Genomic DNA, 14,058 nt, shown 5'->3' on the forward strand with positions numbered 1-14,058 from the left:
TCGCCGACAACCACGAAGGCCATCAGCTCAATGGGATAGCCTTAGAAGTTGTACCTGTTGTTGTCCAGGTCAGTGAGCCAGTATCTACTGGGTGTGTCCAAGGCGTATGTCCTCATTGATAATCGTGCGCGCATGTTACGCCGAGAAGAAAAAGCCTGTCAACACGTTAGACAGGATAATTGCGCAACAACTCATCACCATGACAAATGACCAAAAGCGCGCTTAACCCGAAGTAAAGCGTGCAGAAAAAGTCTGCGGCGATCTCTCACCACATCAGGGAAAGTTGCTAAGATTAGGCCACTATAAACCTGCGGACTTAGCCGATGAAACAGATTACCGCCCACGACCTGACCGCGATGAGCGAACAGGCTGCCAAAGTGGCGCGCCTGCGCGCGCACCGTACGTTACACGAAGAGTTAAGCGATCCGGTACAGCGCCTGGCGATTGCCATGGAGCCGGGCACCTATATCCGTCCGCACCGCCATCCGCAAACCTGGGAGCTGTTGACGCCGCTGCGCGGCCGTTTTGTCGTGCTGCAGTTCAACGATGACGGCGTCGTCACCCAGCGCACGCTGCTCGGCGAAGAAACCAAAGTGCTGGAGATGCCGGCGTTTACCTGGCATGCGGTGCTGTCGGTCGATGCGGGCGGCGTGGTGTTTGAAGTGAAACAAGGGCCGTATCAGCCGCTGGCGGAAGAAGACTGCATGTCATGGGCGCCGGCGGAAGGCGGTGAGGGCACCGAAGCGGTGATGCGTTGGTATGCGACCGCACAAATCGGCGACAGTTACGCTCACTGATTTGGCTGATTGCAGGGGACTTTCCCCTGCAACTCGCCTGCCTTATACCGTCTCCAGCCGGGCGTAAGCCGCCACCAGCCACTTGATGCCTTCGCCCGGAAACGCAATTTGCAACCGGCTGTGTTCGCCGCTGCCTTCCAGATTGACGATGGTACCCTCGCCAAACTTGGGATGGCGCACCCGCTGGCCAAGCTTGTAGCCGGTGTCGTTTTCGCTGATCGGCGTGCCCATCCGGCGATGATTCACCGGCCGCGATACGCTGGCGCGCAGCCGCACTTCTTCCACACAGTCTTCCGGCAGTTCGCCGATAAAACGCGAAGGCCGGTGATAAACCTCTTTGCCGTACAAACGGCGCGTTTCGGCATAGGTCAGCGTCAATTTCTGCATGGCGCGCGTCAGGCCAACGTAGGCCAGCCGGCGCTCTTCTTCCAGCCGGCCGCCTTCGTCCAGCGACATCTGGCTCGGGAACATCCCCTCTTCCATACCGACGATAAACACCAGCGGAAACTCCAGCCCCTTGGCGGAGTGCAGGGTCATCAGTTGCACCGCATCCTGATAGGCATCGGCCTGCCCCTCGCCCGCTTCCAGCGCGGCATGTGACAAAAACGCCTGCAGCGGCATCAGATCCTGATCTTCATCCTGATAGCTGTACTGCCGCGTTGCCGTCACCAGTTCCTCAAGGTTTTCGATACGCGCCTGGCCTTTTTCACCCTTTTCCTGCTCATACATGATGAACAGCCCCGAGTCGCGGATCACCCGGTCGGTCTGCACATGCAGCGGCATATCTGCGGTTTCGTGCGCCAGGGAATCCACCAATTCGGTAAAACGTTGCAGCGCGGACGCCGCACGCCCGGCCAGCACTTTGTCCTGCAACAGCGCACGGGTAGCCTGCCACAGCGTCAGTTGGCGATCGCGCGCCGTGCGGCGCACTTCGTCCAGCGTTCGGTCGCCAATGCCGCGCGTCGGGGTATTCACCACGCGCTCAAACGCCGCGTCGTCGTTACGGTTGGCGATCAGCCGCAAATAGGCCAGTGCATCCTTGATTTCCTGACGTTCGAAGAAGCGCTGCCCGCCATAAATGCGGTACGGCATGGCGGTTTGCAACAGCGCCTCTTCCAGCACGCGCGACTGGGCATTGCTGCGGTAGAGTATCGCGCAGTCATTCAGCGCACCGCCGTTTTCCTGCCAGGTTTTGATGCGGCCGACGACAAAGCGCGACTCGTCGAGCTCGTTGAACGCGCAATAGATGGAGATGGGTTCGCCTTCGGCCCCCTCGGTCCACAGGTTTTTGCCCATGCGTCCGCCGTTGTTGGCGATCAGGGTATTGGCGGCCTTCAGAATATTGCTGGTCGAACGGTAGTTCTGTTCCAGGCGCACGGTTTGCGCGCCGGGGAAATCCTTCAGGAAACGCTGGATGTTTTCCACCTGAGCGCCGCGCCAGCCGTAAATTGACTGGTCGTCATCGCCGACGATCATCACGTTGCTGTTATTGCCGGACAGCAGGCGGATCCAGGCGTACTGAATGCTGTTGGTATCCTGGAACTCGTCCACCAATACGTTGGTGAAGCGCTCGCGGTAGTGGTTGAGGATATGCGGCTTGTTCAGCCACAGCTCATGGGCGCGCAGCAGCAGCTCGGCAAAATCCACCAGCCCGGCGCGGTCGCAAGCTTCCTGATAGGCCTGATAGATACGCAACCAGGTCGCTTCCACCGGGTTGTTATAGGTTTCAACGTGCTGCGGGCGCAGGCCCTCGTCTTTTTTGCCGTTGATGTACCACATCGCCTGACGCGGCGGCCATTGTTTTTCGTCGATATTCAGCGCCTTAACGATGCGCTTCAGCAGGCGAAACTGGTCGTCGCTGTCGAGGATTTGGAAATCCTGCGGCAGGTTGGCGTCCATATGGTGAGCGCGCAACAGCCGGTGAGCCAGGCCGTGGAAAGTACCTATCCACATGCCGCCCTGGCTGGTGCCAATCAGGTGTTCGATACGATGGCGCATTTCCGCCGCCGCCTTGTTGGTGAACGTCACCGCCATAATCGAATACGGCGAACAGTTCTCTACCGACAGCAACCAGGCGATGCGATGCACCAGCACCCGGGTTTTACCGCTGCCCGCGCCGGCCAACACCAACAGGTTGCAGCGTGGCGCCGCCACGGCTTCGCGTTGTTTTTCATTCAGGCTGTCGAGCAGATCGGAAACGTCCATAGGCACCATTAATTGGTAAGGGAAAACGCGCCTGGGACGCGTTTTCCACTGGGAATTTATACAGAGTTCTGGCAGGGATTATAACAATGCTGTCAGCGATGCCAACTGCGAAATCTCAATATGTGGCAGCAGGCGGCTGTCCGCGACCTGCATCAGGTTGCGTTGGCGGTCGTTGATCCAGCAGGCCTGCAGGCCTGAGCGCAGCGCCCCGGCGACATCGGTGGTCAAATCATCGCCAATGTGCAGAATGCGTTCGGCGGGGACCCCTAACCGTTCCGCGGCCAACCGGTACATGTCCTGATAGGGTTTGGCGCGGCCATCCGGCCCGGAACGCAGCACAAACTGGAAGTAACCGTCCAACCCGCACAGCGCCGGATCGGCATTGCCATTGGTGATCGCCACCAGCGGGAAACGCTCCCCCAGTGCTTTCAACGTGGCGTGAGTCGCCTCCGGCACCTCGATGCGGCTGCGCCACAGCGCAAAGTTCTGCATTGCCGCGTCGGCGCCGAGGGCAGCCTCGGCATCCCGCAACCCCTGACGGCTCAGCGCCAGATGAATGGCACGCCAGCGCCACTGGGTGACGTCATGATAAATCTCCGGATCCTGCTCGCGCAGCTCCTGGCGCAGGCGGTGAAAATCCGCCGACTGAAAGTGATTCAATCCCGGATGATAATTTTGCAGAAAGGCAACCGACTGCAGCTCGGTCTGCCTGATCACCGGGCGGTTGTCGTACAGCGTGTCGTCCAGATCGAAGGTCAGCGCCGCCAGCGGGCGCAGCGGACGATAAAAATGCATCAGGATTTCCCCCGTTTGGCGCGCGGATGCGCAGCATCGTACACGTTCGCCAGATGTTGAAAGTCGAGGTGGGTATAGATTTGGGTGGTGGTGAGATTGGCGTGGCCGAGCAGTTCCTGCACAGCACGCAGATCGCCGCTCGACTCCAGCATATGGGTCGCAAACGAGTGGCGCAGCTTGTGCGGATGAATATGGCTGTTGACGCCCTGCTTGACGCCCCACTCGGCAAAACGCTTTTGCACGTTGCGGGTCGAGATGCGTTTTCCCTGATTGGACAGGAACATCGCGTCGTCTGCCGGGCCGAACAGGTCACGCATCGCCAACCAGTGCTCCAGCCAGGTAACGGCGGTGCGGCCAATCGGCAGTTTGCGTTCTTTGCTGCCCTTGCCCAACACCCAGATATCACCGGCGGCCAGATCGACATGGCGGCAATCCAGCCCCACCAGCTCCGACAGACGCAACCCGGCGCCGTACATCACCTCCAGCATGGCGCGATCGCGCACCGCCAGCGGATCGTTGAGATCGATATTCAACAGCTGGTTTATTTCATCGACATCGATATTTTTCGGCAGATGACGACCGCTGCGTGGCGTTCGGATACCTTTGGCGGGATTGGCGATCAACGCGCCCTGGCTAACCTGCCAGTCGAGAAAACTGCGCAACGCCGACAAGCGCAGCGCAAGGCTGGAAGACTGCAGGCCCGCACGTTTACTGCGTGCCGCCAGCATGCGGACTTTGGCGGCGTCCAGCGCCGGCCATTCGGTCACGCCCATCTCCTGCGCCAGCGCCATCAGCGCCTGCAGTTGGCGAGAATAGCTGAGCTGAGTGAGCGGGCTGAGCTGACGCTCAACCTTCAGATAGCGCAGGAAAGCGTCCACCGGCTGTTGCAGGCTGGCCGCTACCGGGGTCATGCTCGTTCTATCCAGCGTTCCAGCAGTTCAGGCAGCATGCGCGCCAGCTGATTGAGCATCACGGTACCCATGCCCTGCTGATAGTGTTGCGTATCGCGGCTGCTGAAAATCACCATGCCCAGTTCGCCGTCTTCGCCCAACATCGACAACGCGACCGAGCCAACCAGCTTGGCCTGCGGCAACAGCAGCAACAGTTCGGGGCCATTCAGGCTACCGAGGTAATGCTGTTGGTCACCCAGGCGCTGAATGCGCAGCGGCTCAAACGACGACCGCGTCAAGGCGAGATGGGTGAAGTCGGAAGGCGCGCCGATTTTCCAGCTTTCAGAAAACAGGCGGATGTTGGCGCCGGCCAAACCGAAACCACGCGCCCAGCGTTGCAGGCGGTTGAGCATGTCTTGCAGGCTGCTGGCGGTAGCCAGATTGGCCTGCAGATGCAGCAAGCTGGCAAACAGCGTTTCATTGGCGCTGGCCTGCTCCATCAATAGGGTGATCTCTTCTTCGAGCCGGCCAATATGGTTGCGCTGGCGGGCCAGATGCCACTCGACCAGCGACACGGTTCCGCGAACGGGATGGGGTACGCGCATCTGTTCAACCAAACGCGCGTTGCGAATAAAGAAATCCGGGTTTTGCAGCAAAAACTGCATTACGGCGTCGTCATCAAGCTCAATGCCCGTGACAGCCTGGTCCTCAACACTCTTCATAGATGAATAAATCCGTCATATACATGGGTTGCCGGACCGGTCATAAACAGCGGATTGCCCGGCCCTTTCCAGCGAATATGCAGGCTGCCGCCCGGCAGTTCTACATGCACCTCTTCTGACAGCAATTCTTGTTGAATCCCCACTGCCACTGCCGCACAAGCGCCGCTGCCGCAGGCTTGCGTTTCACCGGCGCCGCGCTCATAGACCCGCAGCTTGATATGTTCACGACTGACGATTTGCATAAAACCGATATTGGCCCGTTCCGGGAAGCGCTCGTGCCCTTCCAGCACCGGCCCAAGCAGCTCTACCTTGGCGGTTTTTACATCATCCACCTGTAAAACACAATGCGGATTGCCCATCGACACCACGCCGCACAGCACCGTATGTTCCGCCGCACGCATGATGTATGTCCTTTCCTCTTTGGTGGCGCGAAACGGCACAGCCTGAGGGTCAAAATTCGGTTCGCCCATATTCACGCACACCAGATCGTCGTCGGTGACGCTGAGCACCATGCGTCCGGTTTGGGTGCTGACGCGGATGTCGCGTTTGTTGGTCAACCCTTTCAGCCGCACAAAGCGGGCGAAACAGCGGGCGCCGTTACCGCACTGAGCCACTTCACTGCCGTCGGCGTTAAAAATGCGATAGTGGAAATCAAGTTCCGGATCGTAAGGCGGTTCTACCACCAGCATCTGGTCAAAGCCAACGCCCAAGTGCCGATCGGCCAATCGGCGGATCAGTTCAGGTGAAAAATAGACATTCTGTGTAACGGCATCGACCACCATAAAGTCGTTGCCCAGACCGTGCATTTTGGAGAACTGCATATCATACTCCGCTATCTGGACGCGCTATCCGTCTTGGGTTTGCGGTGACGCCCCGCCACCGCAAATCAGGTGTTACTGGTCGCTCATCGACGGTTTTTACTGAGAGACAGAGGTTTCCTGCTGATTTTTCTGTACCTGATCGCCCGTTTGAACCTGAGAGGCGGGTTTCTTAGTACCCGGTTCGTCCGAAGGGAAATACAGCGGGCCTTTCAGACCGCAGCCAGAGAGCCCGGCAAGCAGAACTGCCATCAGCGCATAGCGTAGTTGTTTTTTCATTTGCATTAATGCCTGTAATTCATGCGTCCAAGATCTCTATAATCGCAGGTGGATCATGAAAAGCAATAGGAATTGATTATGAACGACAGTGAGTTTCACCAGTTGGCTGACCAACTGATGCTTAATATTGAAGAGACACTGGACGATTTTGACGGCGATGCGGACATCGATTACGAAACTAACGGCGGCGTAATGACGTTAAGTTTCGAAAATGGCACCAAAATTGTGATCAACCGTCAGGAGCCGTTGCATCAGGTGTGGCTGGCAACCAAAACCGGCGGCTATCACTTTAACTACCGGGACGGCGCCTGGTTCTGCGATCGCAGCGATCGCGGATTCTACCCGTTGCTCAGCGAAGCGGCCAGCGCACAGGCCGGCGAAGACGTGCATTTTGCCTGATAAGCCGCTGATTCCGTGGGGCCTGCCCTACGGAATCAATGCAACTGGAATTGTTGTTTCAGCGGCTGAGCGGCGCCATCGGCCAGGGTAACGCACAGGCTCGACAGGACATTGCTGCGGAACGGGATCACCTGGGTACGACCATCCAGCTGAACTATCTGGTAGAACTGCGGCAGGTTGAAGTTGATAAAGCTGGAACCGTAAGTGAAGCGATCGTGTGAAGAAGAATAGAAACGGCTCACGTCACGCACCAACTCCTCTTTACTGCCTTCACAATGGTGGTAAACCTCCACCCGGTTAGACTCATCCAAAATATAGATGTTAAAGCCTTTATCGTCCGACGTGTCTTCGAAGAAGAACTGAATGATCCCCTCACTGGCGAAACCATCCACTACCGGCGGCAAGTGCACCTGATCGGTTTCCACTTTGATCGACAGGCCGTGCAATTTGTTGTTGGAAATGGCGCCGTAGAATTCCACCGCGTTCTCCAGCTTTTGCACCGATACGCTCAGGCGCTCAAAGAACAGGCCCCAGGTTTGGCCGGCGACGCGCACCGCTTTGAAACGGCCCGGTTCCAGACGGGTGCTGGACAAACGCAGCTCTATGCATTCCGACACCAGTTGCTGTATGCGGGTACGGATAAGACCGCGCAGGTGCTGGCTGTAGCAGAACACTTCTACCGATTCCGGTGGCGCGGCGTCCTGATGCATTTTACCGAGAATGGTCTTCAGCGCTTCCAGCACCGATTGCTCGCCGCTGAAATGCAGGGTACGCACTTCGTTCCATGAGTTGCGGTACAGCAGATCGATACTGCCCACCAGGCATTGCTGCTGCTGGCCGAAGCTGAACACGTCCAGCTTGCGGAAATCGAAATGCACCACCTGGTTGCGGAAGGCGGCGGTTGGATCGTTTTCCAGATTGACGATAATCGCCAGATGGCGGATTTCGCACGGGCTGTACAAGGCTTTCGGTGTCGGTGCCGCCAACCGCAGCGGGAAGTGGTGCGATACGTCGGCTACCAGTTCCTGCAGTTTGGCCGTGTCGCACAAGTTGCCGCTCTTGATGTGCAGGCGGGTCTGCGGCGTCAGCAGGCCGTTGAAATAGGCCCAGGCCACCAGCTTGTTCAGGTAGCGGTTATATTCCAGCGGTTGGTGGCTGACGATGGAATCCATCGCCGGCGCCTGATTGTACAGATACCAACCGGTACGGTTGGCGCGGCCAATCGGCACATGAATAAAGGTTAAGTCGTTTTCCGACAGGTCCGGTGAGATCTGCGGATTCACCAGCGTTACCTTGCCGGGCAGGGCTTCAAACGCCGCATACAGCTTGCGGGTGAGCACCCCGATATCCTGCGGGCTGGCGCTGACGCTGAGGTTGTTACGCCGCGCGAAGCGGATCAGGTTGCGATAACTCTGCATCATCGCATCCAGCAGCTCGTTGTGCGCTTCACGCACCCGTTCGATCTTCCAGTTGGCGCGGTTATCCAGGATTGCCAGGCGCTCTTCGTCCCAGCCCCATTCGCTGACCAACTGGCTAAGGATTTCGCGACGCCAGCCGACGCAGGCGTTAGCGCGCGACAGTTTTTCGCAGACTTTCAGATAGAAACAACGGCGGACGAGATCGAGGCGAGTGGTGTCGTTGATTTGGTTCAGATAATGCGTAACGCGTTCGAGCATCATGCAGTAAGAGTCGAGCCCGAAGCAGACGATCTCGCCTTCATGCAGACGGTGTTTAATGTCCATCGCCAGCAGTTGGGTATTCGGGTATTCCCAGGAATAGGCTTCCAACAGCAAGGTCTTCAGCACGGCCTTGTAAGGCGAATCGATGCTTTTGTACAACTGCCACAGGCTGGCGCCAAAATATTCTTCCGCCGACAGCGTGCTCAGGCCGCCGAGATCCAGCCATTCGTTCGGCGTCAACGCGCCTTGCGAATACAGCGACAGCACATACTCATCGTAATGCGCTTCTTCTTCGCCCGGCACCATGTTCCACAAAATACGTTTGCCGGCCAAGCGCACCGCGGTGCGGTAAAACTCGTCCAGCAGCAGGATATGCTGGGTGGATCCGCAGTTTTCGCCACCCAGGCTGCCGCTTTCGTTATGGCGGAAGCGGTTTTCATCGATCAGGAAGAAGCTGACTTCTACGCCCATCGACGCCGACCATTTTTCCAGCAGGCCGCATTTTTCCTGCAGACGGCTACGCTCTTCGTTATCCAGCCAGGACTGATGGCACACCCAGATGTCGAGATCCGAGCTGCAGCTTTGGCCGATAGACGACGTGCTGCCCATGGAGTAAACGCCGGTAATCGGCAGCTCACCGCTGGCCAACTTGTCAAACGGGCTGCCCCATTTGTCTTCTAAATCGTTGAGGTAATCTTGCTGGGTTTCATCAGGCGTGTAAAGGCAAACGCCGTGGGGAACGTTACCGTTCAGATAGCCCGGCATCAGTGGGTGATGGTAGTGCAGTAAGGTAGGCAGCAGACTGTATACCCGTTGAAACGCGGGCTTCATGGCCGCTAGGGCGCGATCGACTCGTAATTGGTTGATCGCATCCAGTCTCTGCTTCAGTGTCTCGATGTAGAGGTACAAGACGTCTCGCCTGATTATCCCGGTGTTTAGAAAAAACCCGTATTCCATAAGCGCCGTTAGTGTTGGAAGAATATTTGGCAACTTATTGTTGGAAACGTGATCAATTTAACACCTTGCTGATTGACCGTAAAGGAGGTAACGCTCCACTATTATTGTAGCGCTTCTCTAAACGATTTACCCGCAGTGTCAACTGCCCCAAAATACATCACACGTCCCGTTGATTCCGTTGTCCTTTCTTCGCCTGTGGCTTCTTGCACTGACAGTTTTCGCACTCAGTGGTAGGATGAACGGCGAATTATAAAAACGGTAACAAGCATGTTAGACAAAATTATTCGAATTGCCACCCGACAAAGCCCGCTAGCACTCTGGCAAGCACATTATGTGCAACAGCGCCTGATGGCCAGCCACCCCGGCCTGCAGGTTGAACTGGTGCCAATGGTCACAAAGGGCGACATTATTCTGGATACGCCGCTGGCGAAAGTCGGCGGTAAAGGCCTGTTTGTTAAAGAGCTTGAGTTGGCGTTGCTGGAAGGCCGCGCCGATATCGCCGTCCATTCGATGAAAGACGTCCCGATAGATTTCCCCGCCGGCCTGGGCCTGGTGACCATTTGCGAGCGTGACGATCCACGCGACGCCTTTGTTTCCAATCGTTTCGCCTCGTTCGATCAGTTGCCGCAGGGCAGCGTGGTTGGCACCTCAAGCCTGCGCCGTCAGAGCCAGTTGCGCGAACGCCGGCCGGATTTGATCGTGCGCGATTTGCGCGGCAACGTCGGTACCCGCCTGGCCAAGCTGGATAACGGTGATTACGACGCCATTATTCTGGCGGTCGCCGGGTTGAAACGTCTGGGGCTGGAGCAACGTATCCGCAGCCCATTGAGCCCCGAAGAGTGCCTGCCGGCCGTCGGTCAGGGCGCGGTCGGCATCGAATGCCGCCTCGACGATGACGCCACCCGTGCGCTGCTCGCACCGCTCAATCACGCCGCAACCGATATCCGCGTGCGCGCTGAACGGGCGATGAATACGCGGCTGGAAGGCGGCTGTCAGGTGCCGATCGGCAGCTATGCCGAACTGGAAGGCGACAGCCTGTGGCTGAGAGCCTTGGTCGGCTCACCGGACGGCAGCCAGATGGTGCGCGGCGAACGTCGCGGCCCGGCGGCCCTGGCCGAACAAATGGGCGTTGAGCTGGCGGAAGAACTGCTGGCGCGTGGCGCACGTGAAATCCTGCACGACGTTTATCAGGGAAATCCCCCGGCATGACGATTCTGGTAACCCGCCCTTCTCCTTTTGGAGAACAACTGGTGAGCCGCCTGCGCGCACTCGGCCGGGTTGCCTATCATGCCCCGTTGATCGATTTCGCCCCTGGCCGCGATCTGCCCAAACTGCCGCAGGCGTTGCAGCAACTCAATGATGGCGATCTGGTGTTTGTCGTGTCGCAGCATTCGGTGAACTACGCCAATTCGGTCATTGGCCGCGCCGGGCTGACATGGCCGGCGCGCCTGACCTATTATGCCATTGGCCGCGCAACCGGGCTGGCGATGCACCGCATCAGCAGCCTGCCGGTGGAGTACCCGCGCGAGCAGCAGATCAGCGAAACGCTGTTGCTGCTGCCGGCGTTGCAGAAGCTGGACGGCAAGCAGGCGCTTATTCTGCGCGGCAACGGCGGGCGCGAGTTGCTCGGCGACCGGTTGAGCGAGCGTGGCGCCAACGTCAGCTATTATGAATGTTATCAACGCAGCCCGGTGCACTATGATGGCAGTGAGCAAAGCGCCCACTGGCAGCGCGCCGGTGTTGATACGCTGGTCGTCACCAGCGGTGAAATGTTACAACAGCTCTATACTTTAGTTCCTGACTACTATCGTTCTTCGTGGCTGTTGCGTTGCCGCCTGGTAGTAGTGAGTGAACGCCTGGCTACCCTCGCCCAGGAATTGGGCTGGAGCATGATTCGGGTAGCTGATAACGCCGATAATGACGCGCTGATCCGCGCGCTACAATAAACCTGACTATGGGATGTACCACTATGACGGAACAAAATACCCCATCCGCCCCGGTTGAAGAATCCACCCCAGCGGTTGAGACCTCCCAGCAGCCAGACGCTGACCGTCGCAAAGGGAAAAATACCGGCCCTGTGCTCGGCGCGATCGCTATCGTGCTGGTTATCGCACTGGGTGCGGGCGGCTACTACCACACACATCAGCAGGCGCAACGGCTTATCGCCGCCAACCAGGTTCTGCAGCAACAGCTTGACGGGCTGAAACAGAGCCAGCAGCAGGAAAGAAGCGCGCTGGAAGGCCTGTTGCAGCAACAGGGCAAAACACTGGACGCCGCCGACCGCGAGCAAGCCACTCTGGCGCGGCAACTTAACGAGCTGCAGGAAAAGGTCGCGACCATCTCCGGCAGCGATGCCAAAACCTGGCTACTGGCGCAGGCCGATTTTCTGGTGAAAATGGCCGGGCGCAAGCTGTGGAGCGATCAGGACGTGACCAGTGCGGCGACGCTGTTGAAAAGCGCCGATGCCAGCCTGGCGGACATGAACGACCCCAGCCTGCTAGAGGTTCGTCGCGCCATCACCGAAGATATCAGCACGCTGTCCACCCTGACCCAGGTCGATTTCGACGGCATCATTCTCAAGACCAATCAGCTGTCTAACCAGGTCGACAACCTGCGTCTGGCGGATAACGACAGCGACGAAGCGCCAATGGATCAGGACAGCAGCGAGCTTTCCAGTTCGATTGGCGAATGGCGGCAGAACCTGGCCAAAAGCTGGCACAACTTTATGGCCGACTTTATTACCGTCCGCCGCCGCGATGCCAGCGCCGAACCGCTGCTGGCGCCGAATCAGGACATCTATCTGCGCGAAAATATCCGTTCGCGCCTGCTGGTGGCTGCGCAAGCTATCCCGCGCCATCAGAATGAGACGTACAAACAGTCGCTGGAAACCATCTCCACCTGGGTACGCGCCTACTTCGACACCACCGACCCCGCCACCAAAGCTTTTCTGGAAGAGTTGGATAACCTGAGCCAGCAGTCGATCTCCATGGACGTGCCGGATCACTTGAAAAGCCAGCCATTGCTGGAAAAACTGATGCAGACCCGGGTGCGCAATCTGCTGACCCAGTCCCCTGCCGCTCACCAGGAGGGATAAGCCATGTTACGCGTGCTATTTCTGTTCCTGGTACTGATCGCAAGCGTGGTGGTCGGGCCGATGCTGGCCGGCCATCAGGGCTATGTGCTGATCCAGACCGATAACTACAATGTCGAAACCAGCGTCACCGGCCTGGTGATCATGGCAGTTCTGCTCTTTGTCGTGCTGCTGGCGATCGAATGGATCCTGCGCCGCATCTTCCGTACCGGTGCCCGTACCCGCGGCTGGTTCCTTGGCCGCAAACGCAGCCGGGCGCGCAAACAAACCAAAGCCGCGCTGATCAAACTGGCTGAAGGGGATTACAAGCAGGTCGAAAAACTGCTGACGCGCAATGCCGACCATGCCGAACAGCCGGTAGTGAACTATCTGCTGGCTGCCGAAGCCGCACAGCAGCGCGGTGATGATTTCCGCACCAATCAGTATCTGGAGCGCGCCGCCGAGGCCGCCGATACCGATCAGTTACCGGTAGATATCACGCGCGTGCGCATTCAACTGGCACAGGGGGAAAACCATGCGGCACGTCACGGCGTCGATCGTCTGCTGAACCAAGCGCCGCGTCATCCGGAGGTCTTGCGTCTGGCAGAGCAGGCTTATCTGCGCACCGGCGCCTTTGCCTCACTGCTGGAAATTCTGCCGTCGATGGGCAAAATCAATTTGCACACTGAAGCTGAGCTGCAAGCGCTGCAACAGCAGGCTTACATCGGCCTGATGAATCAGGCGATGGCGGACGAAGGCAGCGATGGCCTGAAGCGCTGGTGGAAAGATCAGAGCCGTAAAACCCGTCATGAAGTCCCGCTGCAAATCGCGATGGTGGAACACCTGATCGAATGCAATGACCACGAAATGGCGCAGGAAATCGTGCTCGACAGCCTGAAGCGCCAATATGACGAACGTCTGGTGCTGCTGATCCCGCGCCTGAAGTCCGGCAACCCGGAACAGTTGGAAAAAGCGCTGCGTCAGCAGGTCAAACAGCATGGCGCTACACCCTTGCTGAACAGTACGCTAGGTCAGTTGTTGATGAAACACGGTGAATGGCAACAGGCCGCCGACGCATTCCGGGAAGCGCTGAAACAGCGTCCGGATGCCTACGACTACGCTTGGCTGGCTGATGTGCTGGATAAGCTGCACCGTTCGGACGAGGCCGCTCAAATGCGACGTGAAGGGCTGATGCTGACGTTGAAGCATAACGGCGAGTAACGCCGGCAATGCATTGTCCTCAAGGCGCGCCCTCTGGTCGCGCCTTTTTTATCCAACGTTGCTTATACCCAAGATAGTTGGAGTCACAGCAAGGCGGCAAGCTCACGAATCCCCAGGAGCTTGGTCCACCAAGTGACTGGGGTGAGAGCGCGCAGTCAACGCGGCTGTGGCTTCAAATATGATGGGTATTAGGCAAAAAAAAACACTTGCCGCAGTGGCAAGTGTA

The 14,058-nt window shown here is 58.0% G+C and carries 13 protein-coding genes; 6 read left to right on the plus strand and 7 right to left on the minus strand.

Features of this window, described 5'->3' with window-relative positions:
- Positions 1-323 precede the first annotated feature (323 nt).
- Positions 324-797: a WbuC family cupin fold metalloprotein gene (locus ACUTQW_RS16990; RefSeq protein ID WP_006323026.1), complete on the plus strand. Its 474-nt coding sequence runs from the start codon at positions 324-326 to the stop codon at positions 795-797.
- Between the two features lie 42 nt (positions 798-839).
- Here the strand turns inward: ACUTQW_RS16990 and uvrD are convergent, their stop codons facing one another.
- The 6 genes from uvrD to lptM all read right to left on the minus strand — a co-directional run bounded on the left by uvrD (position 840) and on the right by lptM (position 6,506).
- A complete protein-coding gene (gene uvrD / locus ACUTQW_RS16995; RefSeq protein ID WP_006318315.1) occupies positions 840-3,002 on the minus strand; it encodes a DNA helicase II in 2,163 nt (720 codons plus the stop codon).
- 78 nt (positions 3,003-3,080) lie between these two features.
- Positions 3,081-3,797 (minus strand): 5-amino-6-(5-phospho-D-ribitylamino)uracil phosphatase YigB, encoded by a 717-nt coding sequence (gene yigB, locus ACUTQW_RS17000; protein WP_006323025.1) that lies wholly within the window; start codon positions 3,795-3,797, stop codon positions 3,081-3,083.
- A complete protein-coding gene (xerC, locus tag ACUTQW_RS17005; RefSeq protein ID WP_004950919.1) occupies positions 3,797-4,708 on the minus strand; it encodes a tyrosine recombinase XerC in 912 nt (303 codons plus the stop codon). The genes yigB and xerC overlap by 1 nt, the downstream gene beginning before the upstream one ends.
- Positions 4,705-5,409: a DUF484 domain-containing protein gene (locus ACUTQW_RS17010; RefSeq protein ID WP_004950917.1), complete on the minus strand. Its 705-nt coding sequence runs from the start codon at positions 5,407-5,409 to the stop codon at positions 4,705-4,707. Before ACUTQW_RS17010 ends, xerC begins: the two co-directional genes overlap by 4 nt.
- Complete coding sequence (gene dapF, locus ACUTQW_RS17015) at positions 5,406-6,230, minus strand: diaminopimelate epimerase (RefSeq protein ID WP_004950915.1); 825 nt, start codon at positions 6,228-6,230, stop codon at positions 5,406-5,408. The genes ACUTQW_RS17010 and dapF overlap by 4 nt, the downstream gene beginning before the upstream one ends.
- 96 nt (positions 6,231-6,326) lie before the next feature.
- Positions 6,327-6,506: an LPS translocon maturation chaperone LptM gene (gene lptM, locus ACUTQW_RS17020; protein WP_283936129.1), complete on the minus strand. Its 180-nt coding sequence runs from the start codon at positions 6,504-6,506 to the stop codon at positions 6,327-6,329.
- A gap of 78 nt (positions 6,507-6,584) precedes the next feature.
- On the opposite strand from lptM, the gene cyaY reads away from it, so the two are divergent.
- Positions 6,585-6,905, plus strand: coding sequence for an iron donor protein CyaY (gene cyaY, locus ACUTQW_RS17025; protein ID WP_006318320.1), 321 nt, complete (start codon positions 6,585-6,587; stop codon positions 6,903-6,905).
- 35 nt (positions 6,906-6,940) lie between these two features.
- Here cyaY and ACUTQW_RS17030 read toward each other — a convergent pair whose 3' ends face one another.
- Positions 6,941-9,493, minus strand: coding sequence for a class I adenylate cyclase (locus ACUTQW_RS17030; protein ID WP_006323023.1), 2,553 nt, complete (start codon positions 9,491-9,493; stop codon positions 6,941-6,943).
- 315 nt (positions 9,494-9,808) lie between these two features.
- On the opposite strand from ACUTQW_RS17030, the gene hemC reads away from it, so the two are divergent.
- From hemC to hemY, 4 genes are read left to right on the plus strand one after another with little or no spacing between them, the layout of a single operon-like run.
- A complete protein-coding gene (gene hemC, locus ACUTQW_RS17035) occupies positions 9,809-10,750 on the plus strand; it encodes a hydroxymethylbilane synthase (protein ID WP_004950907.1) in 942 nt (313 codons plus the stop codon).
- Complete coding sequence (gene hemD / locus ACUTQW_RS17040; RefSeq protein WP_004950904.1) at positions 10,747-11,487, plus strand: uroporphyrinogen-III synthase; 741 nt, start codon at positions 10,747-10,749, stop codon at positions 11,485-11,487. The genes hemC and hemD overlap by 4 nt, the downstream gene beginning before the upstream one ends.
- A 23-nt stretch (positions 11,488-11,510) precedes the next feature.
- Positions 11,511-12,635, plus strand: a complete 1,125-nt coding sequence (gene hemX / locus ACUTQW_RS17045) for a uroporphyrinogen-III C-methyltransferase (RefSeq protein ID WP_037432055.1) — start codon at positions 11,511-11,513, stop codon at positions 12,633-12,635.
- A 3-nt stretch (positions 12,636-12,638) separates the two neighbouring features.
- Complete coding sequence (hemY, locus tag ACUTQW_RS17050; protein ID WP_004950900.1) at positions 12,639-13,832, plus strand: protoheme IX biogenesis protein HemY; 1,194 nt, start codon at positions 12,639-12,641, stop codon at positions 13,830-13,832.
- Positions 13,833-14,058 lie beyond the last annotated feature (226 nt).

This window comes from Serratia sp. TSA_7 (assembly GCF_052692135.1).